This window comes from Neorhizobium sp. BETTINA12A (genome assembly GCF_023006485.1).
Taxonomy (GTDB): Bacteria; Pseudomonadota; Alphaproteobacteria; order Rhizobiales; family Rhizobiaceae; genus Neorhizobium.
Genome location: NZ_JALBGW010000024.1, coordinates 1 through 25,601 on the forward strand (window position 1 = coordinate 1; position 25,601 = coordinate 25,601).

Annotated in this window: 23 protein-coding genes; 19 read left to right on the forward strand and 4 right to left on the reverse strand. The window is 62.8% G+C overall.

The window, feature by feature from the left end; genetic code table 11:
- Positions 1-239: 239 nt before the first annotated feature.
- Positions 240-941 (reverse strand): DUF899 family protein, encoded by a 702-nt coding sequence (locus MOV61_RS09455; RefSeq protein ID WP_247136383.1) that lies wholly within the window; start codon positions 939-941, stop codon positions 240-242.
- A gap of 164 nt (positions 942-1,105) precedes the next feature.
- Between MOV61_RS09455 and MOV61_RS09460 the strand changes: the two genes are divergently transcribed.
- Together MOV61_RS09460 and MOV61_RS09465 are read left to right on the forward strand one after the other, a co-directional pair.
- Complete coding sequence (locus MOV61_RS09460) at positions 1,106-1,747, forward strand: alpha/beta family hydrolase (protein ID WP_247136384.1); 642 nt, start codon at positions 1,106-1,108, stop codon at positions 1,745-1,747.
- 210 nt (positions 1,748-1,957) lie between these two features.
- Positions 1,958-3,853, forward strand: coding sequence for a bifunctional sugar phosphate isomerase/epimerase/4-hydroxyphenylpyruvate dioxygenase family protein (locus tag MOV61_RS09465; protein WP_247136385.1), 1,896 nt, complete (start codon positions 1,958-1,960; stop codon positions 3,851-3,853).
- Positions 3,854-3,916: 63 nt separating this feature from the next.
- Here the strand turns inward: MOV61_RS09465 and MOV61_RS09470 are convergent, their stop codons facing one another.
- Entirely contained in the window at positions 3,917-4,228 is a 312-nt protein-coding gene (locus tag MOV61_RS09470; protein ID WP_247136410.1) for a helix-turn-helix domain-containing protein, read from the reverse strand.
- Positions 4,229-4,320: 92 nt separating this feature from the next.
- Between MOV61_RS09470 and MOV61_RS09475 the strand changes: the two genes are divergently transcribed.
- The 8 genes from MOV61_RS09475 to MOV61_RS09510 all read left to right on the forward strand — a co-directional run bounded on the left by MOV61_RS09475 (position 4,321) and on the right by MOV61_RS09510 (position 12,674).
- Positions 4,321-7,242: a monovalent cation/H+ antiporter subunit A gene (locus tag MOV61_RS09475; RefSeq protein ID WP_247136411.1), complete on the forward strand. Its 2,922-nt coding sequence runs from the start codon at positions 4,321-4,323 to the stop codon at positions 7,240-7,242.
- Positions 7,242-7,580: a Na+/H+ antiporter subunit C gene (locus tag MOV61_RS09480; protein WP_247136386.1), complete on the forward strand. Its 339-nt coding sequence runs from the start codon at positions 7,242-7,244 to the stop codon at positions 7,578-7,580. The genes MOV61_RS09475 and MOV61_RS09480 overlap by 1 nt, the downstream gene beginning before the upstream one ends.
- A complete protein-coding gene (locus tag MOV61_RS09485) occupies positions 7,577-9,208 on the forward strand; it encodes a monovalent cation/H+ antiporter subunit D (protein ID WP_247136387.1) in 1,632 nt (543 codons plus the stop codon). Before MOV61_RS09480 ends, MOV61_RS09485 begins: the two co-directional genes overlap by 4 nt.
- Entirely contained in the window at positions 9,208-9,684 is a 477-nt protein-coding gene (locus MOV61_RS09490; RefSeq protein ID WP_247136412.1) for a Na+/H+ antiporter subunit E, read from the forward strand. Before MOV61_RS09485 ends, MOV61_RS09490 begins: the two co-directional genes overlap by 1 nt.
- The gene (locus tag MOV61_RS09495) at positions 9,681-9,962 is read left to right on the forward strand and encodes a K+/H+ antiporter subunit F (RefSeq protein ID WP_037084596.1); all 282 of its coding nucleotides are present in this window, start codon (positions 9,681-9,683) and stop codon (positions 9,960-9,962) included. Before MOV61_RS09490 ends, MOV61_RS09495 begins: the two co-directional genes overlap by 4 nt.
- Positions 9,959-10,357: a monovalent cation/H(+) antiporter subunit G gene (mnhG, locus tag MOV61_RS09500; RefSeq protein WP_247136388.1), complete on the forward strand. Its 399-nt coding sequence runs from the start codon at positions 9,959-9,961 to the stop codon at positions 10,355-10,357. Before MOV61_RS09495 ends, mnhG begins: the two co-directional genes overlap by 4 nt.
- Positions 10,358-10,754: 397 nt before the next feature.
- A complete protein-coding gene (locus MOV61_RS09505) occupies positions 10,755-12,158 on the forward strand; it encodes a PLP-dependent aminotransferase family protein (RefSeq protein ID WP_038542325.1) in 1,404 nt (467 codons plus the stop codon).
- Between the two features lie 132 nt (positions 12,159-12,290).
- Positions 12,291-12,674: a DUF983 domain-containing protein gene (locus MOV61_RS09510; protein ID WP_247136413.1), complete on the forward strand. Its 384-nt coding sequence runs from the start codon at positions 12,291-12,293 to the stop codon at positions 12,672-12,674.
- A 12-nt stretch (positions 12,675-12,686) separates the two neighbouring features.
- Here the strand turns inward: MOV61_RS09510 and MOV61_RS09515 are convergent, their stop codons facing one another.
- Positions 12,687-13,826, reverse strand: a complete 1,140-nt coding sequence (locus MOV61_RS09515; RefSeq protein WP_247136389.1) for an NAD(P)-binding domain-containing protein — start codon at positions 13,824-13,826, stop codon at positions 12,687-12,689.
- Between the two features lie 208 nt (positions 13,827-14,034).
- On the opposite strand from MOV61_RS09515, the gene recQ reads away from it, so the two are divergent.
- Positions 14,035-15,894, forward strand: a complete 1,860-nt coding sequence (gene recQ / locus MOV61_RS09520) for a DNA helicase RecQ (protein ID WP_247136390.1) — start codon at positions 14,035-14,037, stop codon at positions 15,892-15,894.
- A gap of 16 nt (positions 15,895-15,910) precedes the next feature.
- Here recQ and MOV61_RS09525 read toward each other — a convergent pair whose 3' ends face one another.
- The gene (locus MOV61_RS09525) at positions 15,911-17,065 is read right to left on the reverse strand and encodes an ROK family transcriptional regulator (RefSeq protein WP_247136391.1); all 1,155 of its coding nucleotides are present in this window, start codon (positions 17,063-17,065) and stop codon (positions 15,911-15,913) included.
- 211 nt (positions 17,066-17,276) lie between these two features.
- Between MOV61_RS09525 and MOV61_RS09530 the strand changes: the two genes are divergently transcribed.
- From MOV61_RS09530 to MOV61_RS09565, 8 genes are all read left to right on the forward strand, one after another.
- Positions 17,277-18,584, forward strand: coding sequence for an extracellular solute-binding protein (locus MOV61_RS09530; RefSeq protein ID WP_247136414.1), 1,308 nt, complete (start codon positions 17,277-17,279; stop codon positions 18,582-18,584).
- A gap of 69 nt (positions 18,585-18,653) precedes the next feature.
- Positions 18,654-19,544, forward strand: coding sequence for a carbohydrate ABC transporter permease (locus MOV61_RS09535; RefSeq protein WP_247136392.1), 891 nt, complete (start codon positions 18,654-18,656; stop codon positions 19,542-19,544).
- Positions 19,545-19,547: 3 nt separating this feature from the next.
- Positions 19,548-20,465 (forward strand): ABC transporter permease subunit, encoded by a 918-nt coding sequence (locus MOV61_RS09540; protein WP_247136393.1) that lies wholly within the window; start codon positions 19,548-19,550, stop codon positions 20,463-20,465.
- A 2-nt stretch (positions 20,466-20,467) separates the two neighbouring features.
- A complete protein-coding gene (locus tag MOV61_RS09545) occupies positions 20,468-21,574 on the forward strand; it encodes an ABC transporter ATP-binding protein (RefSeq protein ID WP_247136394.1) in 1,107 nt (368 codons plus the stop codon).
- Positions 21,575-21,612: 38 nt separating this feature from the next.
- The gene (locus MOV61_RS09550) at positions 21,613-22,440 is read left to right on the forward strand and encodes a glycerophosphodiester phosphodiesterase family protein (protein WP_247136395.1); all 828 of its coding nucleotides are present in this window, start codon (positions 21,613-21,615) and stop codon (positions 22,438-22,440) included.
- Positions 22,437-23,261, forward strand: coding sequence for an inositol monophosphatase (locus MOV61_RS09555; protein WP_247136396.1), 825 nt, complete (start codon positions 22,437-22,439; stop codon positions 23,259-23,261). Before MOV61_RS09550 ends, MOV61_RS09555 begins: the two co-directional genes overlap by 4 nt.
- A 209-nt stretch (positions 23,262-23,470) precedes the next feature.
- Positions 23,471-24,502 carry an ABC transporter ATP-binding protein gene (locus MOV61_RS09560; protein ID WP_247136397.1) on the forward strand — a complete coding sequence of 344 codons (1,032 nt, stop codon included), beginning with the start codon at positions 23,471-23,473 and terminating at the stop codon, positions 24,500-24,502.
- Positions 24,499-25,569 carry an ABC transporter ATP-binding protein gene (locus MOV61_RS09565; RefSeq protein ID WP_247136398.1) on the forward strand — a complete coding sequence of 357 codons (1,071 nt, stop codon included), beginning with the start codon at positions 24,499-24,501 and terminating at the stop codon, positions 25,567-25,569. Before MOV61_RS09560 ends, MOV61_RS09565 begins: the two co-directional genes overlap by 4 nt.
- Positions 25,570-25,601: the final 32 nt, after the last annotated feature.

The window sequence follows — 25,601 nt, forward strand, 5'->3', positions numbered from 1 at the left end:
GCCGACTACGCCACCGACGGCAGCGCCAACCGGACCACCGACGATTGCACCGGTAACCGCACCGCCCACGGCGCCGTTGACCGTGCTCTGCTGGGCCATTGCGCCGGTCGCGAGGAGGCCGATCGCGGCGGAGAGAATGATGAGCTTTTTCATGGTCACTTCCTTATCGGTTGAAGTGGCCGGAGAACGTGGCGGCATCATCTTTCGTTCCGCCTTGATCGGCGCGTAGGACTTCAGTCCTAATAGGACAGCTTGGGATACCAGTGCGGCGCGCGGCCTTCCGGGGTAGAGTCGAGGATCGTCCAGATTGGCATCAGATCGGGTGCGCCGCGCGGGTCCTGGCCGGGGTCGGCAGTGGCACCGCCCATCTCGCCGCTCCAGAAATGCCGTATGGTTCCATCCCGGCGGGTGAACACGTTGAAGGCCGCGTCGTCGCTGCCGTCCTTGCCGATCGCGTGGTAATCCCGGCTGAACTCGCCGCTCGTATCCGAATAGAGCGGCAGATGGTGCCAGCCGCGCTCCCGTTTGAAATCGGTGACCCGCTGCAGCGGCGAACGTGCGACGACGGCGAACGCGACGCGCTGCCGGATGTCGGGAACCTCGCCGTCCCAGGAGGAAAGCAGCGACGTGCACATCGGGCAGGGCCGCTCGCGCTGCGGACCGAACATATAGCTGTAGATGACCAGCGTTTCCTTGTCCGCAAACAGCTCTTCGAACGAGATCCTGCCGTTCACGCCCTCGAACGTATAGTTCTTCGGCACATGTCCGCCCGGCGGCAGATGGCGTCTCTGCTCGGCAACGCGCTCGATATGGCGACGGAGCTCGATTTCCTCGGCGAGAAGCGCATCCCGCGCCTCCCTGTATGCGGCGCTTTCGTTGGGAAAGTGCACGCCATTCTTTCTTGCAAGTTCGATTGCTGGTGTGAGGCTCTGCATATCCATGACATTCCTCCGTCTGTAATGGTAGGGCAGGAGACTTGGCCTTGCCCCCGCTGATATAGTCGCCAAATTGCGGGCGGACACGGGCTCGCCCACATAAAGGACGTGCGCCGGCGGTCTATTCCGACAGGCGCGCGGGAAAAGTGAACCGGAATTGAGGGAGCAAGATGTCAGGGCGATTTCTGATCGAGGGACCGCAAGACGCGCGTCTCACGATCCTGCTTGCGCACGGCGCCGGCGCGCCGATGGATTCGGCATCGATGACGGCTGCGGCGAAAGCCCTGTCGGCCACGGGTTTTCGTGTCGCGCGTTTCGAATTCGGCTATATGGCGGCGCGCCGTACCTCCGGCGATCGCAAACCGCCGCCGCGGGCCGAGACGCTCAATCCCGAATACAAGGCGGCGATCGCCGAACTCGGTGCGAAGGGACCGCTGATCATCGGCGGCAAGTCGATGGGTGGACGGGTGGCGAGCATGATTGCCGACGAGCTTTACATGGAAGGCAGGGTCGGCGGCCTGCTGTGCCTCGGCTATCCGTTCCATCCTCCGGGCAAGCCGGAGCAGCTCCGCACCCAGCATCTCAAAGGTCTCAAGGCGCCGGCGTTGATCTGCCAGGGAACCCGCGATGAATTCGGCACCCGCGAAGAAGTACCCGGCTACGAACTCTCGAAGGCCATCGAGATCCTCTGGCTGGAGGACGGCGATCATGACCTGAAACCGCGCAAGACGATTTCCGGATTTTCCGCCACCGACCATATGGCAACGATGGCTGAAACCGTATCGGCCTGGGCCGCAAAATTGAAGCTCTGAACGCGGTCCCGTGGCCAGACTCTCGCTGCCTCGGCAGCGCCAATCCGATTCCCGATTTCGGGCTATCGGTACACCCCAAACTTCCCATTTGATGTTACGAACTATTTAGTACAAAATTGTCTCACTGATGCCGGCTCGAAGCGGGAGGTCGCTCGCCGGTGCATCTGAGGAGCCTCTTCGGTCACATTCCGAGGAAATGGGAGGGAGCGCATGAAAACGTCGATAGCCACGGTTTCGATCAGCGGAGAACTGCCCGAAAAGCTGGAAGCGATTGCCAGGGCCGGTTTCGATGGGGTGGAGATCTTCGAGAACGATTTCCTCGCCTTCGACGGCAGCCCCGCCGATGTCGGCAGGATGGTGCGCGATCACGGGCTGGAGATCACGCTATTCCAGCCGTTCCGCGATTTCGAGGGCATGCCTGCCTCGCATCGGAGCCGCACCTTCGATCGTGCGGAGCGCAAGTTCGACGTGATGCAGGAACTCGGCACCGACCTCGTCCTCGTCTGCTCCAACGTCTCGCCGGTCTCGCTCGGCGGCATCGACCGGGCGGCGGCCGATTTTCACGAGCTCGGCGAACGGGCCGCCAGGCGCGGGTTGAGGGTGGGCTATGAGGCGCTCGCCTGGGGCCGGCATATCAACGACCACCGCGATGCCTGGGAGATCGTGCGGCGTGCCGACCACCCCAATATCGGGCTGATCCTCGACAGCTTTCACACCCTGTCGCGGAAGATCGACATCAATTCGATCCGCTCCATCCCGAAGGACAAGATCTTCATCGTCCAGCTCGCCGATGCGCCGCTGATCGACATGGACCTGCTCTACTGGTCGCGGCATTTCCGCAACATGCCGGGCGAGGGCGATCTGCCGGTGACCGCCTTTACCACCGCGATCGCCGCGACCGGCTATGACGGTTATTTCTCCCTGGAGATTTTCAACGACCAGTTCCGCGGCGGATCCAGCCGGGCGATTGCCGATGACGGCTACCGTTCGCTGATCTATCTCGGCGACCAGGTGCGGCGCAGCCCCAACGCATCGGGCCTGACGGTTCGCGACATGCCCGACCGCGCTTCGGTTAAGGGCGTCGGTTTCGTAGAGTTTTCCTCCGACGAAAAGGATGCGGCCGATCTGGCCGCCATTCTCCGGACGCTCGGTTTCCGCAACACGGCGAAACACAAGTCGAAGAAGGTCAGCCTCTACAGCCAGGGCGATATCCGTCTCCTCGTCAATACCGACGAAAAGGGGTTTGCCAACGCCTCGTTTGCCGTCCACGGCACCTCGGCCTATGCAATGGCTCTCGTCGTCGAGGATGCCGGGCAGGCGTTCGAAAGGGCGGTGGCGCTGGGGGCTGAGCCGTTCCGGCAGCAGGTGGCAAAGGGCGAAGTGGAGATACCGGCGATCCGCGGCGTCGGCGGCGGGCTTGTCTACCTGATCGACGACAAGAGCAATCTCGGCCGCTTTTCCGAGATCGATTTCCAGGCCGTCAACGAAGAGGGCGAAGCCGAGGTGGCGCCGGCGCATCTCAGGCATGTGGATCATATCGCCCAGACGGTCGCCTACGAGGAAATGCTGACCTGGCTGCTCTTCTACACCTCGATCTTCGAGACGCAGAAGACGCCGATGGTCGACATCATCGATCCGGCTGGCGTGATACGCAGCCAGGTGGTCGAAAACGCCTCTGGCACGCTCCGCATCACCTTGAACGGCGCCGAGAACCGCCGCACGCTCGCGGGTCATTTCATCGCCGAAAAGTTCGGGTCCGGCGTCCAGCATCTCGCCTTCCAGACCGACGACATCTTTGCAACCGCCGCGGCGCTGCGCAAGAACGGGTTCAAGCCGCTTGCCATCTCGCCCAACTACTATGGTGACGTCGAAGCCCGCTTCGGCCTCGATGCCGAGCTTTCGGAGCGGCTGAAGGAAGAGAACATCCTCTACGACCGCGACGAGTACGGCGAATATTTCCAGCTCTACAGCATGACCTACGGCGAAGGCTTCTTCTTCGAGATCGTCGAACGGCGCGGTTATCGCGGTTACGGCGCCCCGAACGCCATCTTCCGGATCGCGGCGCTGAAGAGGGCGCTTCGCCCTGAAGGCATGCCGAGGATTTAAACGGCGCCGGGACAGTTCAGTCACCAACTGGTGATGCCGGGTCAGGGCCGCGCTCCACTCGACCTATTGCCGTGTCTGGACGGCTCTCGGACAGACGCCGAAATGGCCGCCTTCCATGTGGACGAAGGCGACGCCACCTTGCTCGAAGGCGAGGCGCAGCTGCGCCTCCGTCGCCCGGTGGAGGTCGTGCCGGCTGCCTTCGTAATCGCGAATGGTGCTCCTCGACACGCCTGAGCGGTCAGCGAGATCGGTCTGCGTCCAATCCAGAAACCCACGGGCGGCGCGACATAAGGCCGGCGTCAAAATTGCGTTTTTTGCGGCTTGACCCATCTCACCAAACTGCCCATATTGGTCAATATATATCATATATGGCAATTTGGATTCGATTGCTAGATGGAGCATTCGCAGGCATTTTCGCAGCAGGCGCTTGGCGGATGCGCAGCACATAGGAAGGCCGGAGCATTGGGATAACGTCAGGACCATATCTTCTTCTCGTCCTTCTGGTCCTGCCTTTCCTCGGAAGCCTGGTCTCCGTATTTCTGCTGCGAACGCGCTCGCGCGTGCTGCCGTCCTGGGTCGCCGGCGCCACTGCCCTCCTGTCCCTGCTGATCGTCGCGTCCTTCTATCCGAGCGTCACCAATGGCGGCGTACTTCGCTTCGAGGGTACTTGGCTGCCGCAGCTCGGCCTCAACTTCACTCTTCGGATGGATGGTTTCGCCTGGCTCTTCTCCATGCTGATAGCCGGCATCGGCTTTCTCGTGGTCGTCTACGCCCGCTATTACATGTCCGAAGACGATCCGGTTCCACGCTTCTTCTCCTTCCTGCTCGCCTTCATGGGCGCGATGCTCGGCATCGTCATCTCAGGCAATGTCATTCTGCTGTCGGTGTTCTGGGAGCTGACCAGCATCTTTTCCTTCCTGCTGATCAGCTACTGGCACAACAATGCCGCCGCCCGCGATGGCGCTCGCATGGCCCTGACGATCACCGGGATCGGCGGTTTCTGCTTGCTGATCGGGCTGCTGCTCATCGGCAACATCGTCGGCAGCTACGACCTCGACAAGATTTTGGTGGCCGGCGACGTCATCCGCGGCCATTCCCTCTATGTGCCCGCCCTGGTCTTCATCCTGCTCGGCGCGTTGACCAAGAGCGCCCAGTTCCCCTTCCATTTCTGGCTGCCCAATGCCATGTCGGCGCCGACCCCGGTCTCGGCCTTCCTGCATTCGGCGACCATGGTGAAGGCCGGCGTCTTCCTGCTGGTGCGGTTCTGGCCGGCCCTGTCGGGAACCTACGAATGGTTCTACCTGGTCGGGCTGGCGGGCATCATCACGCTGGTGCTCGGCGCCTATTTCGCGATGTTTCAGCAGGACCTGAAGGGCTTGCTCGCCTATTCGACAATCAGCCATCTCGGCCTCATCACCACGCTCTTAAGCCTCGGCAGTCCGCTCGCGACCGTTGCGGCGATCTTCCACATGGTCAACCATGCAACTTTCAAGGCGTCGCTGTTCATGGCGGCCGGCATCATCGACCACGAGACCGGCACGCGCGACATGCGACGATTGAGCGGGCTTTTCCGGTATCTGCCGATCACAGGCACGCTGGCCATGGTGGCGAGTGCCGCCATGGCCGGCGTTCCTCTGCTGAACGGCTTCCTGTCGAAGGAAATGTTCTTCGCGGAAGCGGTCGAAACCCACGCGGATTCCATCCTCGACCGCATCCTCCCCTATGTGGCGACCCTCGCCAGCGCCTTCAGCGTCGCCTATTCGCTGCGCTTCATTCACACGGTGTTCTTCGGCTCGCCGCCGACGGACCTGCCGAAGCCGCAGCCGCATGAGCCGCCGCGCTGGATGCGCTCTCCGATCGAGCTTCTGGTTGTCGCCTGCCTGATCGTCGGCATCATTCCGGCGATTTCGATCGGGCCTTTCCTGCAAACCGCCGTCGTCAGCGTGCTGGGTGCGCAGACACCGGAATACAGCCTTTCCATCTGGCACGGCGTCAACCTGCCGCTGATCATGAGCGCCATCGCACTTGTCGGCGGCACGCTGCTCTATCTCTCGCTCCGCAAATATCTCGCGACCTGCGAAGACGGCCCACCCATCCTGCGCAACCTGAAGGGCCAGCGCATCTTCGAGCGCATTCTCGTGGAGGTGTCCTGGCGCTGGGCCCGCACGCTCGAACGGCGCTTCGGCACCCGGAATCTGCAGCCGCAGCTCCGCTGGGTGGTGGCGACCGGTTTCCTCGCCGGGCTCCTGCCGCTCTATCTCTCCGGTTTCGAAACCCGCGACATCACCTTTTCCGGCATCGATCCAGCCTTTGCCGCGATCTGGCTGCTCGGCATCTGCCTCGCCTTCGGCACAGCCTATCTCGCCAAATACCATCGCCTTGCAGCCCTCGTCATGCTCGGCGGCGTCGGGTTAATCGTCTGCATCACCTTCGTCTGGCTGTCGGCGCCGGATCTCGCCATCACCCAGCTCCTCGTCGAGATCGTCACCACCGTCCTCATCCTTCTCGGCCTGCGCTGGCTGCCGAAACGGACGCAGGGGATGGCCGAGTCGATCACGCTGCGGGCCCGCTTCCGCCGCTTCCGCGACCTGGCGCTCGCCGTCGTCTGCGGCATCGGCATGACCTTCATCGCCTATGCCGTCATGACCATGCCGGTGCCGGATGCCATCGCCAACTACTTCCTCGAAAACGCCTATTCGCAAGGCGGCGGGCGCAACGTCGTCAACGTCATCCTGGTGGATTTCCGCGGCTTCGATACGCTTGGGGAGATCGCGGTGCTTGGCGTCGTGGCGCTGACGGTCTTCGCACTGCTTCGCCGTTTCCGGCCTGCCGACGACAGCATGGACTTGCCGGAACAGCAGCGCATCCAGAACCGTTTCGACGAGGATCGTCCCGAGCGTTCGGCCGGCGATACGGTGCGTGACTACCTGCTCGTCCCCTCGGTCATCATGACCTGGCTCTTCCCGGTGATCATCACCTTCGCCGTTTATATCTTCATGCGCGGCCATGACCTGCCGGGCGGCGGCTTCTCGGCCGGTCTGACGCTGTCGATCGCGTTCCTGCTGCAATATCTGGCCGGTGGCACGCGCTGGGCGGAAGATCGCCTGCGCATTCTGCCGCTGCGCTGGATGGGGGCGGGCCTACTGACCGCGGTTTCGACGGGCATCGGTGCCTGGTTCTTCGGTTACCCGTTCCTGACCTCGCATTTCCAGTATGTCGAGCTGCCGCTGATCGGCAAGATGCCGGCCGCCACCGCGCTGCTCTTCGATCTCGGCGTATTCTCGCTGGTGGTCGGATCCACGGTGCTCATTCTCGTGGCGCTGGCGCACCAGTCGATCCGCATCAACCGCCTGCGGGCGATCGATGCAACGCGGACGGAGGAGGGCTGATGGAACTTGTTCTTGCCACCGCGATCGGCGTGATGACGGGCTGCGGCGTTTGGCTGATCCTGCGCCCGCGCACCTATCAGCTCATCGTCGGCCTCTCGCTTCTTTCCTATGCCGTCAATCTCTTCATCTTCGGCGTCGGCGGCGTGAAGACCAATGTCCCGCCGATCCTCGTCGATGGCGTTCCCACTTCGACGCTCGCCGATCCGGTGCCGCAGGCACTGGTGCTGACGGCCATCGTCATCGGGTTTGCGACGACGGCGCTGTTCCTCGTCGTGCTGCTGGCCTCCCGGGGCTTGACCGGTACCGACCATGTCGATGGGAGGAACGAGCCGAAATGAATGGCTGGACCCATCACCTCCTCATCGCGCCGATCCTTGTGCCGCTGGTCGCCGCCGCACTCATGTTGTTCTTCGACGAGCGCCAGCGTGTCGTAAAAGCGATGATCAGCCTCGCATCGACGCTGATCCTGGTCGCCGTCTCGCTCACGCTTCTGCGGATCGAAAGCGGTCCAAGCGAATTCGACGGCGTTTATCTGCTCGGAAACTGGGCGGCGCCTTTTGGCATCGTGCTGGTTCTCGACGCGCTGTCGGCGCTGATGCTGCTGCTGACCGCGCTGCTCTCGGTCGCCGCGCTGGTCTTCTCGTTCGCCCGCTGGCATGCGGTTGGCGCGCATTTCCACACCATGTTCCAGCTGCTGCTGGTGGGTTTGAACGGCGCCTTCCTCACCGGCGATCTATTCAATCTCTTCGTCTTCTTCGAGGTGATGCTGGCGGCGTCCTATGGATTGCTGCTGCACGGTTCCGGCCCGCTGCGCGTCAAGGCGGGCATGCACTATATCGCCGTCAACCTCGCCGCCGCACTTCTGTTCCTGATCGGGGTGAGCCTGATCTACGGCACCGCCGGCACGCTCAACATGGCCGATCTTGCTGCCCGCATTCCCGATATCGAGCCGGACCGGCGGATGCTGATGGAGGCCGGCGCCGGCGTGCTCGGCATCGCCTTCCTCATCAAGGCGGGCATGTGGCCGCTTTGCTTCTGGCTGCCGACCGCCTATAGCGCCGCCTCGGCCCCGGTTGCCGGCATATTCGCGATCATGAGCAAGCTCGGCATCTACATCATCCTGCGGCTGACCATGCTGCTCTTCGGCGAAGGACCTTCCGCCGGTTTCGGCGCCGACGTGCTTCTCTACGGCGGCATAGCGACCCTGATCTTCGGCACGGTCGGTGTACTGGCGTCGCAGGCGCTGGGACGGCTTGCAGGTTTCTCGGTCCTAGTCTCTTCCGGCACGCTGCTGATGGTGCTCGGCATCAATGACGGGGCGATCTCGTCCGGCGCGCTGCTCTATCTCGTCAGCTCGACGCTGACGATCAGCGCCTTCTTCATGCTGATCGAACTGGTCGAGCGCGGCCAGGATGCCGGTGCGATCGTCCTTGCGGTGACCATGGAAGCTTATGGCGACGCGGATGAGGACGAGCCGGAGGAGGGCGACGGCGTCACCATGCCAGGCACGATGGCGATCCTCGGCATCTGCTTTGCGGCCTGCGGCATCCTGCTGTCCGGCCTGCCGCCGCTCTCCGGCTTCATCGCCAAGTTCGCGATGCTATCGGCGATGATGGGGACCGGGGCGATCGGCGTACCGCCGACGGCGGCCGTCTGGGTTCTGGTCTTTCTCGTCATCCTCTCCGGTATTGCAGCGCTGATTTCGATGACGCGCGCCGGCATCCGCACCTTCTGGAGTTCGCTCGAAGGTACCGTGCCGCGCGTCCTCGTCATCGAGATCGTGCCGGTGATGTTCCTGCTGTTCCTGACGCTTGCGCTCACCGTCCAGGCCGGACCGGCGATGCAGTATATGGATACGACGATCCGCAGCCTCAGCAATCCGCGGATCTATATCGATGCGGTGCGCAAAGCGGCGCCTATCCCTGACTACGACGGCGCTGCGTCGACCGAAGCAGGGGGCAAATGATGCTGCCCTATCCGCTGCTCACATTGTCGCTGGTCCTGATGTGGCTGCTGCTCAACGGCTTCACGCCCGGCCATCTGGTGCTCGGCATCCTGGTTGCCGTGTTCGCGTCGTGGGCGATGGCATCGCTGCGCCCGGACAAGCCGCGGTTCGGCAAATGGTACCTGCTGCCGAAACTGTTCGGGATCGTACTCTACGATATCGTCAAATCGAACATCGCGGTTGCGCTGATCATCCTCAAGGCCGGCCGCCGCAGCCACAATCCCGGTTTCCTGACCGTCGAGCTGGATATCGAGAACCATACCGCAATCGCGGTTCTGGCCGTCGTGCTGACCAGCACGCCGGGATCAGCCTGGCTGGAGTATGATTCAAACGACAAGACGGTGTTGCTGCATATCCTCGATCTGGACAACGAGGCGGAATGGCGTGACACGATCAAGAACAGATATGAGAAGCTGCTGATGGAGATATTCGCATGAGCGCCATCATTCTCTTCAGTGCGGTCTCGCTCGCCCAGCTGATGCTGGCGGCGGCGATGGCGATTGCCTCGGTGCGCATGTTCCGGGGGCCAAGGGCACAGGACCGGATCATCGGCCTCGACACGCTCTACATCAACGCCATGCTGCTGCTGGTGACCTTCGGCATCGGCACGGGCCGCGTGATCTATTTCGAGGCGGCGCTGGTCATGGGCATGCTGGGCTTCGTGGCGACCGTGGCGCTTGCGAAATTCCTGATGCGCGGGGAGGTGATCGAATGATGCAGGCTGCAGCCGATATCCCCGTCTGGGCCGCCATCGCGGTCGCGTTTTTCCTGCTGATCGGTTCGGGTCTTGCGCTGATCGGTGCCATCGGCTTCCTGCGCCTGCCGACCTTCTACGAGCGCATCCACGCGCCGACGCTCGGCACCAGCTGGGGGATCGGCGGCGTCATGCTGGCTTCGATGATCTTCTTCACGGTTTCGTCGGGACGCCTCGTATTCCACGAGATCTTGATCGGCATCTTCGTGACCGTGACGACGCCGATCACCTTCATGCTTCTCGCCCGCGCTGCCCTCCATCGCGACCGGGCGGAGGGGAACGGCAATGTTCCCGACAAGCAGAACAAGAGCCAGATAGCCAAGGGTGTTTCGGACGAGAGCGAGTCCCGGAACTGATAGGTTCCGCCGAGCCTCCTGTCGGCAATCAAACCCGCAGAACGCATCCGCACCATCACCACCCAAGTCCTTGCCGACGACGCAAGCAGGCCACCACCCGCGCATCCGATATTTGAGGTGGTCCGGGAGCCATCAATTATGCGATCAATTGTGCGATGCAGCGTTCAGACCGAATTTCGAGCGGAAGGGCGCCGGCAAAGACCGTCGACAATGTGCGGTTCGGAAATTTCGCCTGAAAGCACGGGAAAATTGCAGATGGGATAACTAGGCTACCGTAAATGGAATGCTGCAGATATCTCCGGTCCTCAAGTTGCGGCGCAATATCCGTTTTTCCTGATGACAGACTCACTGAGCAACAATATACCGTCAATCCAGGACTAACTATCGGACGTCATGGATGAAGACCTGGAAGCCTGACCTGACCCGCAGCCGCTCCCCGCGATACATGGCGATCGCCGATGTCATCGAGATGGACCTGAGGAGCGGCAACCTCGTCGTCGGCGATCGTTTGCCGCCGCAACGCGAGTTGGCAAAGGTGCTCGACGTCGATTTCACCACCGTGGCGCGCGGCTATCTGGAAGCCCAGAAGCGCGGTCTGGTCAGTTCGCATGTGGGACGCGGCACATTCGTGACCGGCGGCGCTGATAAGGAACGCCGGGGTTTCGTTTCCGAGGCCGCGCCGGATCCGCGCCGGGCCTCGATCGTCGATTTTTCGATGAACATGCCGCCGGAGCCCGATGATCCGGAACTGATCGCGCGGATGCGGGAAGGGCTCACCGCAGTCGCAACCAATCTCCTGCCTCTGCTGCGGTATCAGGGTTTCGGCGGTGCCGGCATGGACAAGGAGGCCGCCGCGGTTTGGCTCAGCCGGCGCGGCCTGGTTCCCTCGCAGGAGCGCATTTTCATCACTCCCGGGGCGCATCCGGCGCTGTTGGCGATCTTCGGTGTCTTGGCAAAACCGGGCGAGACGGTGCTGTCGGAAAACATCACCTATCCGGGCATGCGGTCGATAGCCGCCCAGCTGCGATTGAACCTCGTCGGCCTGCCGATGGACGAAGACGGCATTCTGCCGGCAGCCTTTGCGGAAGCCTGCGAGATGAACAAGCCGAAGGCGCTTTATCTCAATCCGATCCTGCAAAACCCGATGACGCTGACCATTCCGGAGCGGCGTCGGGAGGAAATTTGCGCTGTGGCACGCAAATACGGCGTGCCGATCGTCGAGGATGATGCCTATGGCTTTGTCCCTCTCCACGCTCCGGCACCGCTCGCGGCGATGGCTCCGGACCTGACCTGGCATATTGGCGGGCTTTCGAAATGTATCGGCGCCGGCCTCAGGCTCGCTTATGTCGTCGCCCCGGATACCAAGGCGGCGTGGCCGTTCGTCAGTGCCATGCGCGCCAACAACGTCATGGCGTCGCCGTTGTCGGCAGCGCTCGCCACCCGCTGGATCGAGGACGGCACGGCCGACAGCATGCTGCAGTTTATCCGGGCCGAAGCGGCGGCCCGCCAGGCGCTGGTCGCTGGCATATTGCCAAAGGGCAGCTATCGGGGCGACCCGCTCGGCTTCAACATCTGGCTGCCGTTGACCGAGGGCTGGACCCGCTCGACGTTCGGCAGCCACATGCGCTCCGCCGGCATAGGCGTCGTGGCGAGCGATGCCTTCACCGTCGACGGGCCGGCTCCCGAAGCGGTGCGCGTATGCCTCGGCGGCCCCATCCAGCGGCCGGCGCTCAAGGCCGCTCTGGAATTCATGGGGCACGCGCTGGAGACCTCACCCGAAATGGCCGGCTCCTTCTTCTGATCTCTCCTCTTCCCGTGGTCCATGACCGGAATGCCCTGCGGCATTCTGGCCAATCGACGTATTGAATGCATCAATCTATATAAATGACTGCACTCAATAGTCGATTTGATCGCTTTGTTTCCAAGGACGATGATCATGGATCACGAATGGCCTCCTCTCCCTCCCATGCAGACCGGCATCCGTGGGCGTTGCCCGCGCTGCGGTCAGGGGCATCTGTTCAACGGCTTCCTAACGCTTGGCCGGAAGTGCGAGGCCTGCGGATTGGACTATTCCTTCGCCGACCCCGCCGACGGCCCCGCCTTTTTCGTGATCTGCTTCGCCTGCGTGCCAAGCGTGCTTCTCGGCGTCTGGCTGGAAGTGCAGTTCCAGCCAGCCTGGTGGGCTCACCTGCTGGTGACATTGCCCTTCATGCTGCTGACCTGTATTCCGCCGCTACGGCCACTCAAGGGCTGGCTGGTGGCGAGCCAGTATTTCTACAAGGCGGAGGAGGGCAAGCTGGTGCGGCGGGCAAGTTGAACCCAGTCATCTTTAGGAATTGACTGGAGCGCTGAGGACGCTTGTCAGTTCCCGCGCTGCGGCGCCACCTGCACGGTTCGCGCCGATCGTCGAAGCGGACGGGCCGTAACCGACGAGGTGAATGCGCGAGTCCTTGGCGACCTGCGTCGCCAGTCGACCGGTCATGACGATGCCGCCACCCGCCTCGCGCAATTGTAGCGGGGCAAGATGATCGAGCGAACTGCGAAAGCCCGTGCACCAGAGGATCACATCGGCCCTTTGCTCGGAACCATCCGGCCAGCGGATTGCATGTTCGGTAATCTCGGAAAACATAGGCAGCCTTTTCAGCACGCCCCGTTCTCGCGCCGCCTCGATCGTCGGCGTGACGGGCAGGCCGGTCACCGAAACCACCGAACCCGGCGGAAGGCCTTGGCGGACACGATCTTCCACGAGCGCCACGGCGGCGCGTCCCACCTCCGGCGTGAACGGCTCGTCGCGGAATTGCGGTTCCCGTCGCGTCACCCAGGTGGTCGAGGTGACGCGCGAGATCTCGTCGAGCAACTGGATCGCCGAAATCCCGCCGCCGACCACGACGACATGCAGGCCGGCAAATTCGTCCGCAGTGCGATAATCCCGCGTGTGGAGCTGCCGTCCATGGAAACGATCAGCACCGGGATAGTCGGGAATGTAAGGCGATTCCCATGTGCCGGTGGCATTGATGAGGCCTCGTGCCGAAAAGGCACCGCTGTCGGTTTCGACCCTCAACCGATCTCCCCTCGGGCAGACGACCGTTACCTTGACGGGACGATGAACGCGCAGATCGAAGGCGGCTTCGTAGGCCGCGAAATATTGCGGCACGGCGACCGACGCCTTAACCAGATTGGCTGAAGTATCGACCACCTCCTCGAACCGCATTCCGGGGAGGTCATGGACGCGGTTGGCGGTGGCGAGCGTCAAAGAAGGCCAGCGAAACTGCCAGGCGCCGCCCGGCTCCGGAGAGTGGTCGAAGACCACGAAGTCCCTGTCCGGCGCAAGGCCGAGTTTCCGCAGGTGATAGGCCGAAGACAGGCCCGCCTGACCCGCTCCGATCACGACGATATCCACCTTGATCGCCACGCGGGCATGATCAGGTTTGTCGTCGGCGGGTTGATCCAGTTCGGAGTCTGCGGCCATGCGGAATATCGATGCCAGTGACGGGTCAGGGAGCGGGTAGACGAGGCTTATACGTCCGCGAAAGACGCTTCAAGCAAAACGGGCTGCCGGTGCGTCGGGAATTGCCACGCCCAATTCATGTGGGGACGCCCACGGCCGAGCGCCGCCGGTGCTCGCTCTGGTCGCCGGACCTGTGCCATAGTGCGGTCCTTCCGACGAAAGCGATTCCATGCCACCGACCCCAGACCGCATCGATCCCCTGTTTGACAGACAAGGCACGAGAAACCCGCTCGACGTGCTGAAGCGCGTTTACGGCTATTCGTCATTCCGGGGCAAACAGGCTGCGGTCGTCGAACAGGTCGTATCGGGCGGCGATGCCGTGGTGTTGTTTCCGACCGGCGCGGGCAAATCGCTCTGCTTCCAGATCCCCGCCCTCTGCCGCGATGGCGTCGGCATCGTCGTTTCGCCGCTGATCGCGCTGATGCGCGACCAGGTGGAGGCGCTGAAGCAACTCGGCGTGCGGGCCGCCGCCCTCAATTCCTCGCTGACGCGCGAAGAATTCGTCGATGTTCGCCGGGCGATCGCCAATGGTGATCTCGATCTTCTCTATGTGACCCCCGAGCGCATCGTCACGCCGGCCTTCAAGGAAATGATCGGCAATGCGAAGATTGCATTGTTCGCGATCGACGAAGCGCACTGCGTCTCGCAATGGGGTCACGATTTCCGTCCCGAATATCGCGAACTCGGCCATCTGGCGGAATATTATCCGGGCGTGCCGCGCATGGCGCTGACGGCGACCGCCGATCCGCATACCCGCGAAGATATCATCGACAAGCTCGCTCTGCGCTCGGCCGAGGTGTTCACCACCTCCTTCGACCGACCGAACATCGCCTATGAAATCGTCGAGCGAGACCAGCCGCGCCAGCAGCTCCTGCGTTTCCTGTCCCGCCACAAGGGGTCGAGCGGCATCGTCTATTGCCTGTCGCGCGCCAAGGTCGAGGATACGGCAGAGTGGCTGAACGGGCAGGGTATTCGGGCACTCGCCTATCATGCCGGCATGGACCGCAGCATGCGCGATGCTAACCAGGACGCTTTCCTCAAGGAAGAGGACCTTTGCCTGGTCGCGACCGTCGCCTTCGGCATGGGCATCGACAAACCGAACGTGCGTTATGTCGCCCATCTCGATCTGCCCGGTTCGGTCGAGGCCTATTATCAGGAAACCGGCCGCGCCGGCCGTGACGGCCTGCCGTCCGACGTCTGGATGGCCTACGGCATGGCCGATGTCATCCAGCGCGGCCGGATGATCGACGGCGGCACGTCGGGCGACGATATCAAGCGCGTCGAGCGCGCCAAGCTCAATGCGCTGCTCGGCATCTGCGAAACCCCCGGCTGCCGGAGACAGGCGATCCTGGCTCATTTCGGCGAGGCGCATGGCGGGCAATGTGGCAACTGCGACACCTGCCTCAAGCCGGTCGAAACCTGGGATGGGACGGAGGCCGCCATCAAGGCGCTGGCGGCAATCTACCGGACTGGCGAGCGTTTCGGCACCGGCCACCTGATCGACGTGCTGCTCGGAAACCGCAACGAGAAGACCACCCGCTTCGGCCATGCCGACATGCCTGTCTTCGGCGTCGGCAAGGATATTCCGTCGAAGACCTGGCAATCGGTCTATCGCCAGCTCCTCGCCGCCGGCTTCGTCAGTGTCGATCATGAGGCGTTCGGCGCGCTGAAACTGGAAGAGGGCGCGCGCGCCGTCTTCAAGCGCGAACGCGAGGTCCGTTTCCGCAAGGACCGCCCGACGACGGGCAAGGCATCGCGAAGCGCATCACCGAGCGCTGCAAACGCAAGATCCACGCTGGAAGGGGCCGAGGCAGAACTCTTCGAGGCACTGCGCGTCGCGCGCCTGGGGATCGCCAAGGAGCTTTCGGTGCCGCCCTATGTCGTCTTTCCGGACACGACACTGGTCGCCTTTGCGACCGCCCGCCCGACGAGCCGCGACGCGCTGCTCGGCATTTCCGGCGTCGGACAGTCGAAGCTCGAGCGGTACGGCGACGCCTTCCTGGCGGTGATCCGGGCGCACGACAGGTAAGCAGGCCGCCTGTACGTCAGTAGAAAGTCGAGTGGAACGGTGTGATCGCAGCGCCCATCGCCGATGCGTCGCTGGCGATCTCCGAAATGATCAGTTTTGGACTGGGGCGCGGTACGCCATAACGAGGGCGTCCGAAAATCTCCGTCCGGTCGATCATCATCTGCGCCAGGTCCGGCGGTACCTGCCCGCCGAAGACGATCGCTTGCGGATCGAAGATCGCCGAGATGGCATTGACCAGGCGATTGTAGGCCGGCGTGATTTCGTTCACCCATTCGGCAACACCTGGCCATTGCGGGTCGAAATGCCGGCGCATGTAAGTAATGGAGGGCACATCGACGCCATTGCGAACAAGCCGCTCGATGAGCAGCTGTAGCGCTGGTCGCCGCTGGTTTTCCTCTTGGTTGTAGATGCCTGAAAACTCGCCGGCATTGCCATTGCCGCCCAGCAGCAATTCGCCGTCGCTGACCAGCCCGCCGCCGAAACCGTAGTTGAAGCTGAGATAAGCGAAATGCTTGACGTAGCGGCCGGCACCGAACATCGACTCGGCGATGGCACCGGTATTAGCGCCGTTGTGCACCCAAACCGGCTTGCCGAAAAACTCCGCCAGCAGCGGACCGAGTTCGATCAGCGACCATTCATGCAGCGGCAGGGGCGCGTTGTAGCGGGTTCCTCCGACATGATAGCCCGCTATTGCAAAGCCGATGCCGAAAAGAGCCTCCGGGGACAGGTCGTTGAGCTTCTGTGCCTCCACGAGCCGTGTCCTGACCAGATCGAGAGACTGCGCCATCGTGTGTTCGCGCAGCGTCACGCTGCTTTCGGAGAGGATATTGCCGGCAAGGTCCATCAGGCAGATGCCGATAACGTCGGTATTGACCGAGATGCCGCAGGAATAGGCGTAGCGGGCGTTGAGGCGGATCGTCGGGCTCGGCTGCCCGCGGCCGACGCCAGGTTTTGGAGAGCCGAGCAAGACGATGCCGCGTTCCGCCAGCTGGTCGATGATCCGATAGACCGATTGCTGGGTGAGGTCAGTATGATCGGTCACTTCGGAGCGGGAGAGACCGGGGTGACGCCAGATGAGTTTGAGCAAGCTGCGCTCGTTCGGAGACACGACGCCGCTTTCGCCTGCGCGCAGGAATTTGGGTGGGATCAGAGCTTCGGGAAAATAGGCCACTGATCCACCTCCGTCGCCAACAATTACCATCGAGGTGTAATAATTGCGGTTGTATGTCGCCGTCTACCTCGCGTTTTCCTTTGCTTAGATGGAAATGCCTTGCGCGGCAAGGGTTTCAGCTCGTCATTTAATTGTTACACGTAAAGTGTAGTAATGCCGCGTTCCGATGCCGATCCCACTCGGCCGATCATCCCAACAGGCGAGGGCAATGATGAAGATTTCCATTCTGGCGGCGGCTGCCGCCCTGATGGCGGGCGCGTGTTCCGCGCAGGCCGCCAATATCGAGTTCTGGTACGGCAATACGGGCCCGGTCGAAACCGCGATCAAGGCCCAGTGCGATGCTTTCAATGCCGCACAGACCCAGCACAAGGTCACCTGTGTCGGCCAGGGCAGCTACGAAGTGTCGATGCAGAAGGCGATTGCCGCTTATCGCGCCAAGAACCACCCGGTGCTGATCCAGTTCTTCGACGCCGGCACGCTCGACCTGATGCTGTCCAACGCCGTCGTGCCGGTCCAGGAAATCCTGCCCGACGTCAAATGGGACAATTACATCGCCGGCGCCCGCGCCTATTACGAAACGTCCGGCGGCAAGCTGTTCGCGCAGCCCTACAATGCCTCGACGCTGTTGTTCTATACGAACAAGACCGAACTCGAAAAAGCCGGCATCACCCAGACCCCGACCACCTGGGAAGAAGTGATCGATGCGGCCCGCAAGCTCAAGGCTGCCGGCCATGCATGCCCGTTCGTCACCGATGGCGATACCTGGCGCGTGCTGGAGCAGTTCTCGGCCCGCCACGGCCTGCCGATCGCTTCCAGGCACAATGGTTATGACGGCCTCGACGCCGAATACGTCTTCAACACCACCTTCGTTGCGAGGCATCTCCAGAACCTGGTCGATTGGCGCAAGGAAGGCCTCGTCAAGCTCAACGCTGATACCAAGGCCGGCAATTACACCGCCGCCTTCAACGCCGGCGAATGTGCGATGATGGAAGGCTCCTCGGGCTCCTACGCCGCCTCCACCAAGGCCTTCGACGGCAAGTACCAGCTCACCGTCAGTATGGCGCCGATGTACAAGGGTTACGAACGCCACAACACGCTGGTCGGCGGCGCTTCGATCTACATCATGAAGGGCCATGACCAGGCCGAGGTCGAAGGCGCCAAGGCCTTCCTCGATTTCCTGCGCAAGCCGGAACAGCAGATGGCGTTCACCGCGGCGACCGGCTACGTCCCCGTCACCAACGACGTGCTCGACGCGATCAACAAGAGCGGCGATGCCAAGGCCGCGAAATACGCGACGGCCGGGATCGGAATCGAGTCGATGAACCAGCCGCCGACCGCCGACAGCCGCGGTATCCGCCTCGGCTTCTACGTGCAGTTCCGCGAGATCTTCATGGAAGAGACCCAGAAGGCTTACGGCGGCCAGCAGACCATGCAGGTCTCGCTCGACAATGCCAAGAAGCGTGGCGACGAGCTGCTGCGCCGCTTCGAGCAGACCTACAAGGGCGTCAAGCTGCCTTGATCCAAGCTTGATCGGCGCGGGCGGGACACAAGTCCCGTCCGTGCCGGTCCCTCACTGCGGGCCTTTCCCATGACCTCCGAATCCACCCTCTTCAGCAACCGCTGGCTGCCGATCCTATTGGTCGCGCCGTTCATGCTGCTGATCGTCCTCTTCTTCTACGTGCCGATCTTCCAGGCCTTCTACTGGTCCTTCTTTCTCGAGCAGCCGTTCGGCGGCGGTTCGATGTTCGTCGGCCTCGACAATTTCGCCCGCGTCCTTTCCGATCGGGAGTTCTGGCAGGCGGGCTGGCGCACCCTCGTGTTCATGGTGACGGCATCGTCGCTCGCCGTGCTGATCCCGCTGATTCTCGCGGTCGCCGCCGACCGGAAAATCCGCCTGTCGCTGCCGGCCCGCAACGTGCTGGTCTGGCCGAAGGGTGTGGCGGGCGCTTCGATCGGCGTCGTCTTCGCTTTCGTCTTTAATCCGTTCGTCGGCATCCTGGCACCGCTCAACCAGGCCTTTCCAGGCATATGGGCACCCGGAATCGATGGAACGGACGCCTTCATCACCCTGATCGCCGCGCATGTCTGGGGCGGTATCCCGTTCAATTTCGTCATCCTCCTGGCCGGGCTGCAATCGATCCCGCGCACCATGCATCAGGCGGCGGCGATGGACGGGGCGGGGCCCTGGCGGCGGATCTTCGACGTGCAATTGCCGCTGATCATGCCGCAGCTCTTCCTGACGCTGGTGCTGGAATTCACTGAAAGCGTCACCTCGGCCTTCGCGCTGATCGACACGATCACCCATGGCGGTCCGGGCGGCGCGACCACGCTGCTCGTCTACAAGATCTACAAGGACGGCTTCAGCGGCTACGACCTGTCCGGCGCCTCCACCCAGACTGCGATCCTGATGGTCTTCGTCATCCTTCTCACCGCCGCCCAGTTCGCCTTCCTCGGCCGGCGCATCAACTACGAGCGCTGACAGATGATCGAGAACGCCCGCTCCCTCAACATCACGGCAAGCCTGATCCTGCTCGTCGGCATGCTCTACATCCTCGGCCCGCTCTATCTGACGCTGGCGACGGCATCGCAATCCTACGAATTCCTGCTGCGCAACGGGCTCGCCTGGTATCCCGGCGACCAATTCCTGAACAACGTAGCGCGCATCTTCACCGAGACGCGCATCCCGATCCAGATGCTCAACAGCCTCGTGGTAGCGTTCAGCCTGGCGATCGCGACCTGCGTCCTGTCCTTCCTCTCGGCCTATGCGATCGTCTATTTCCGCATCCGCTGGGCAGGTGTCGCCTTCGCACTGATCCTCGCCACCATCATGCTGCCGGTCGATATCCGCGTCATAACCACCTATCAGGTGGCGTCGAACGTGTTTTCGCCGGTCAATGCACTGCTCGACGTCACCGGCCTCAACGGGCTAATAACCCAGGTCTTCGGCGCGCCGGTGCAGCTCGAACTGAGCGTGCTGAATACCCATTTCGGCCTCATCGCGCCACTTGCCGCGCATGGTACCGGCACGTTCCTGTTCCGCCAGTTCTTCCGCACCCTGCCGGGAGATCTGTTCAAGGCCGCCCGCATGGACGGGGCCGGTCCGGTCCGCTTCATGTTCGATATCCTGCTGCCGCTGTCGCGCACCAGTTTCGCGGCGCTGTTCGTGCTGACCTTCCTGAGCGGCTGGACGCAGTATCTCTGGCCGCTCGTCGCCTCCTCGACGCCCGACATGCAGACCGCAGTCGTCGGCCTGGCGCGGTTGTTGCCGGATTCGGACGGCACCGTGCCCGACTTTCCGATGATCATGGCGGGCGCCGTGATTGTTTCCCTCGTGCCCCTCCTGATGATCGCGCTCCTACAGCGGTATCTGGTGCAGGGCCTCGTGCTTTCGGAGAAATAGCGATGAACGCCATCGATACAGCCATCCGCGCCGCTGCCGCGAGCATCACGGTCAAGGGCCTGACCAAGGCCTATGATCCCCAGACGGTCGTCATCCCGCCGATGGATGTCGAGCTGAAGGCCGGCGAATTCACCGTCGTGCTCGGCCCTTCCGGCTGCGGCAAATCCACCCTTCTGCAGATGATCGCCGGGCTTGAACGGGCGAGCGGCGGCAAGATCCTTATCGGCGCCCGCGAGGTTCAGGACCTCGAACCGAAACATCGCGGCTGCGCCATGGTGTTCCAGAATTATGCGCTCTATCCACATATGAGCGTATTCGAGAACATGGCCTACAGCCTCAAGGTCGCCGGCATGCAGAAGGCCGTACGGGCCGAGCGGGTCGCGGCGGTCGCCAAGATGCTCGGTCTTGCCGATTATCTGCATCGCAAGCCGGGACAGCTTTCCGGCGGCCAGCGCCAGCGCGTCGCGATCGGCCGCGCCATAGTGCGCGAACCGGGCGTGCTGCTGTTCGACGAGCCGCTGTCCAACCTCGATGCCCAACTGCGGCACGACATGCGTGTCGAGCTTGCCGATCTGCACCGCCGCATCGGCGCCACGACGGTCTTCGTCACCCATGATCAGGTGGAGGCGATGACGCTCGCCGACCGTATCCTTATTCTCAACAAGGGCCGGATCGAACAGTTCAATACGCCGAAGGCGATCTACCATCACCCGGCCTCGGTCTTCGTCGCCAAATTCATCGGTGCCCCGCCAATGAACATCCTGGCGGTGACCGGCGACGGGTCGGTGCTGAGGCTCGCCGACGGGCAGGTCGTGGCGAACGCAGCGCTGACCGGCGCCTACCAGCTCGGCATCCGGCCCGAGGATATCGTCGTCGACGGCAAGGCGGACGGCCACGCGGTCAAGGCCGCACTCCGGTTCCGCGAAGATCTCGGCTCCCATTCGGTGCTGGCCGCCGATCTCGGCGACTCGATCGTCCGTGTCGCGACACCCTTCGGCGCGGAGATTGCCGACCGGCTCGAACTCGACCTGAATTTCCCGACATCGCGGCTGCATCTTTTCGATGCGGCCACGGGTCGGGCCATACCCGGTGCCTTCGGTGCCCAATGAAAGCCCGGCGCCAAAGGCGCCCTATGAAAGAAACCCTCATGAACTATAAAGACTTCATCGCCGATCCGTCGCGTCGCTGCGCCGTTGTTGCCCATCGCGGCGCCTGGCACGGCGCGCCTGAAAACAGCCTGGCGGCTATCGAAAACGCCATTGCGCTCGGCTGCGACATCGTCGAACTCGATGTGCGCAAGAGCGCCGACGGCGAGCTTTTCCTGATGCATGACGATACGCTGGAACGTATGGCCGGCATCGACCGCGATGCCGAGACTTTCACCATGGCGGAGCTGCAGGCGATCATGCTGCGCGAGGACGACGGCGGCGAAGGCCGCGCAGCGAGCGATCAGCGCATCCCGACGCTGAGACAGGCGCTGGAGATCATCCGCGGCCGCATCTTCGCCGATCTCGATCTCAAGGATCGCGGACTTTTCTCCGAGGTCGCCGCCTGCGCCCGCGAGATGGGTGCGGCCGCCGATGTCGACCTCAAGACGAAGGTTTACAGCCTGGCTGATGTGGAATGGGTGCGCTCCCAGAAGATCGACGGCGTGCCATTCATGGGCATGGCGCGCTTCACCGCCGAAAACACCGGCGACGCGCTGGCGGTGCTTGCCGAACTCTCGCCCTTCATGTGCGAAATCCGCTTCGACAGCCTCGAGACGATCGCGTATCACCGCGAGGCCTTCGCAAAGGCCGGCATGGCGCTCTGGGTCAACACGCTCGACCAGCCCGGCAGCGGCGAATGGACGGACAGTGCGGCTCTCGCCGACCCCGATCAGATCTGGGGCCGGTTGATCGACGCGGGCATCAGCGTTATCCAGACGGACCAGCCCGCCGCATTGAAATCCTACATAAAGGCACGCCAAGCATGACGATCATTTCCGACGTCGTCCTCCTGTCCCTAATGGAGGATATGCGCCAGGCTGGCGAGGCAGAGGTTCTGCCCCGCTTCCTCGGCGTGACGGCAGATGGCATCCGCGCCAAGACCGCTCCGGACGACATCGTCACCGATGCCGATCTGGGTGCGGAACGGCGGCTTTCCGCAGCACTCTCTGCCCATTTTCCCAAAGCGCTGATCGTCGGCGAGGAGGCTGTCTCCGCCGATCCGGCGCTGCTCGACCGCCTGGTGGATGCCGAACTCGCGGCGATCATCGATCCCGTCGACGGCACCTGGAATTTCGCCCATGGCGTGCCGCTGTTCGGCATGATCGTGGCGATCGTTTCCGGCGGAAAAACCGTCGCTGGGCTGATCCACTATCCGCTGACCGGTGATTTTCTCGTGGCCCGGCCGGGCGACGGCGCTTGGCATATCGCCCGTGACGGCGCGCGCACCCGCCTTAGCGTTGCGGTGCCGGCTCCGGTCGGCGAAATGAGCGGGTTCGTGCCGCTGCACATGTTCTCGACCGAAGAACAGGAAGCATTCGCGCCGCGGCTTCTGCGTTTCGGCCGCACCACCACATGGCGGTGCTCCGCCTTCGAATACCGGATGATGGCGACCGGCGCGATGAGCTTCTCGCTGAATGCGGACATGAAGCCCTGGGACCATGCGGCCGGCGAACTGATCCACCGGGAAGCCGGCGGCCATAGTCGGCTTCTGAGCGGCGAACCCTATCGCCCCGCGATGACGCAGGGGCGGCTGCTGCTCGCGCCCGATGCGACGAGCTGGGAGGCTATCCGCGCCAGCTTGAGCTGAAAGCCAGGTTTCCGGAGGACGGCAATTTTCAGTCTGGCTTTCGTCATCATCACATGTAATGTATACATGCCTAGGCTCTCGGGAGGAGTCTGCGTCACGTATCAGGATCCCTGATGGGGTTTCGCTGCGGTGATGGGAATGCACAGCCGCCGCCTGCATGTCGGATACTGATCTTGCGGGCAGCGGCCGATAGGGAGGATCAGGATCGGATGCAGCAGCTTGCCGAGACCACGGTGGCCAGCCAGGACGCGCTTCTGGATATCCAGAGCCTGACATTGTCGTTGCGCGACCAATCGGGTTGGGTCGAAGTCCTCAATAATGTTTCGCTTTCGGTGAAGCCGAAGGAAATTCTCGGTGTCGTCGGCGAGAGTGGCTGCGGCAAATCGATGACTGCTCTCTCCATTCTCCGGCTCCTGCCGCCGCGCGATTCCCGCCTTGGCGGCAAGATCATGTTCGGCGGCGAGAACCTCGTCTCCTGTTCCGAATCGCAGATGAATCGCATTCGCGGGCGGCACATCAGCATGATTTTCCAGGAGCCGATGAGTGCGCTTGATCCCGTATTCACCGTCGGTTACCAGATCGAAGAGACGCTCCAGCGGCATTTCAAGCTGGACCGTCGGGAGGCAGCGGAGCGCGCCGTCGCAGCGCTGGATTCGGTCGGCATCGCATCGCCACGCCACGTCGCTACGCTTTACCCGATGAACCTCTCGGGCGGCATGCGCCAGCGGGTGATGATCGCCATGGCGCTGGTTTGCGAGCCGCGCCTGCTCATCGCCGACGAGCCGACGACGGCTCTCGATGTGACCATCCAGGCACAGATCATGGACCTGCTTCTAGGCCTCGCCGACCGTACCGGCACGGCCATCATGTTCATCACCCACAATCTCGGACTGGTCGCGCAAAGCTGCCACCGGATGGTCACGATGTATGCAGGGCAGGTCGTCGAGGGCGGTCCCGTCAGAGACGTCATCGCCGGTCCCCGCCACCCTTATACGGCCGGGCTCCTGCACTCGATACCCGACAGCAACCGCGCGCGCGGCACGCTGCCTTCGATCGCCGGCCGTGTTCCGTCGCTGCGTCATATGCCGAAGGGCTGTCGCTTCGGGCCGCGCTGTTCCTATTCCATGCAGCCCTGCGAACTGCCTCAAAACATCGAGAATGAGGGCATCGACGATCTCGATCGCAGGGAAGTGCGCTGCAATCGCTGGGAAGAGCTCGCATTGAGAGGGGTCGGAGCATGAGTTTGGCCACGTCTTCCGAGCAGCCGGCGCTTGATGTCGACGATCTGCATGTCACCTTCGGCAATCCACGGCGCGGCTCGCTGATCCGTGCCGTCGACGGGGTCAGTTTCAGCGTCCGCAGGGGCGAGATTTTTGGCGTGATCGGCGAGTCCGGTTCCGGCAAATCGACGCTGGGGCGCTGTCTCGTTGGCCTGCTCAGCCCAAGCGGCGGCGGGGTTCTGCATGACGGCATCGATCCGTTCAAGTTCTCCCGCCGCGAACTCAATCGCCACCGGCGCAAATATCAGATCGTCTCTCAGGATCCGAATGCGGCCTTCGATCCGCGCATGACCATCCTTCAGAGCATCTGCGAGCCCTTGTACATAGCCGGCGAGGGGACGAAGGCCGAGCGGCGCGAGAAGGCGTTCGCGATGCTGGACCGGGTGTCGCTGTCCGCCGAAATGGCCAACCGATACCCGCACGAGATTTCCGGCGGCCAGAAGCAGCGCGCCAATATCGCCCGGGCGCTGATGCTGGATCCGAACGTGATCGTCTGCGACGAGGTGGTGGCAGCGCTCGACGTTTCGATCCAGGCCGACATGCTCAATCTTTTCGCCCGTCTGCAGGAACAGTTCGGCCTCACCTACGTCTTCATCAGCCATGACCTGCGGGTCGTCAGCCATATCAGCGACCGCGTGGCCGTGATGTATTTCGGCAAGATCGTCGAAGTCGGTCCGGCGCACGCCGTGATCGAAACGCCGCTGCATCCCTATACGGAGGCGCTGCGCTCGGCCGAACCGGAGATCGATCCGACGGCCGCCGATGCCCGGCAGAGGATCACCCTGCAGGGCGAGATACCGAGCGCGATCGCGCCGCCGAGCGGCTGCCGTTTCCATACACGCTGCCCGCGGATGCGCGACATCTGTCGCACGCAGGAACCCCGGCAGCGCGAAATGCTGCCCGGGCGGCATGTCGCATGCCATTTCGCCGAGGAGATGCTGGGCGAAAAGGAGAGGAAAAGTCTTGATCCTGCGGAAAGGAACGGTGCCCGCCAAAGCACCGCTGCGCAGGGCGCTGACACGATGTGACGCTGATATAGCGGCCGAAGACGGCCGGTCAT

Excerpts from the sequence above, each read along its gene's own strand:
- MOV61_RS09455 (WP_247136383.1), bottom strand. The coding sequence starts at position 941 with ATGGATATGCAGAGCCTCACACCAGCAATCGAACTTGCAAGAAAGAAT.
- MOV61_RS09460 (WP_247136384.1), top strand. The coding sequence starts at position 1,106 with ATGTCAGGGCGATTTCTGATCGAGGGACCGCAAGACGCGCGTCTCACG.
- MOV61_RS09465 (WP_247136385.1), top strand. The coding sequence starts at position 1,958 with ATGAAAACGTCGATAGCCACGGTTTCGATCAGCGGAGAACTGCCCGAA.
- MOV61_RS09480 (WP_247136386.1), top strand. The coding sequence starts at position 7,242 with ATGGAACTTGTTCTTGCCACCGCGATCGGCGTGATGACGGGCTGCGGC.
- MOV61_RS09485 (WP_247136387.1), top strand. The coding sequence starts at position 7,577 with ATGAATGGCTGGACCCATCACCTCCTCATCGCGCCGATCCTTGTGCCG.
- MOV61_RS09490 (WP_247136412.1), top strand. The coding sequence starts at position 9,208 with ATGCTGCCCTATCCGCTGCTCACATTGTCGCTGGTCCTGATGTGGCTG.
- MOV61_RS09495 (WP_037084596.1), top strand. The coding sequence starts at position 9,681 with ATGAGCGCCATCATTCTCTTCAGTGCGGTCTCGCTCGCCCAGCTGATG.
- mnhG (WP_247136388.1), top strand. The coding sequence starts at position 9,959 with ATGATGCAGGCTGCAGCCGATATCCCCGTCTGGGCCGCCATCGCGGTC.
- MOV61_RS09505 (WP_038542325.1), top strand. The coding sequence starts at position 10,755 with ATGAAGACCTGGAAGCCTGACCTGACCCGCAGCCGCTCCCCGCGATAC.
- MOV61_RS09515 (WP_247136389.1), bottom strand. The coding sequence starts at position 13,826 with ATGGCCGCAGACTCCGAACTGGATCAACCCGCCGACGACAAACCTGAT.
- recQ (WP_247136390.1), top strand. The coding sequence starts at position 14,035 with ATGCCACCGACCCCAGACCGCATCGATCCCCTGTTTGACAGACAAGGC.
- MOV61_RS09530 (WP_247136414.1), top strand. The coding sequence starts at position 17,277 with ATGAAGATTTCCATTCTGGCGGCGGCTGCCGCCCTGATGGCGGGCGCG.
- MOV61_RS09535 (WP_247136392.1), top strand. The coding sequence starts at position 18,654 with ATGACCTCCGAATCCACCCTCTTCAGCAACCGCTGGCTGCCGATCCTA.
- MOV61_RS09540 (WP_247136393.1), top strand. The coding sequence starts at position 19,548 with ATGATCGAGAACGCCCGCTCCCTCAACATCACGGCAAGCCTGATCCTG.
- MOV61_RS09545 (WP_247136394.1), top strand. The coding sequence starts at position 20,468 with ATGAACGCCATCGATACAGCCATCCGCGCCGCTGCCGCGAGCATCACG.
- MOV61_RS09550 (WP_247136395.1), top strand. The coding sequence starts at position 21,613 with ATGAACTATAAAGACTTCATCGCCGATCCGTCGCGTCGCTGCGCCGTT.
- MOV61_RS09555 (WP_247136396.1), top strand. The coding sequence starts at position 22,437 with ATGACGATCATTTCCGACGTCGTCCTCCTGTCCCTAATGGAGGATATG.
- MOV61_RS09560 (WP_247136397.1), top strand. The coding sequence starts at position 23,471 with ATGCAGCAGCTTGCCGAGACCACGGTGGCCAGCCAGGACGCGCTTCTG.
- MOV61_RS09565 (WP_247136398.1), top strand. The coding sequence starts at position 24,499 with ATGAGTTTGGCCACGTCTTCCGAGCAGCCGGCGCTTGATGTCGACGAT.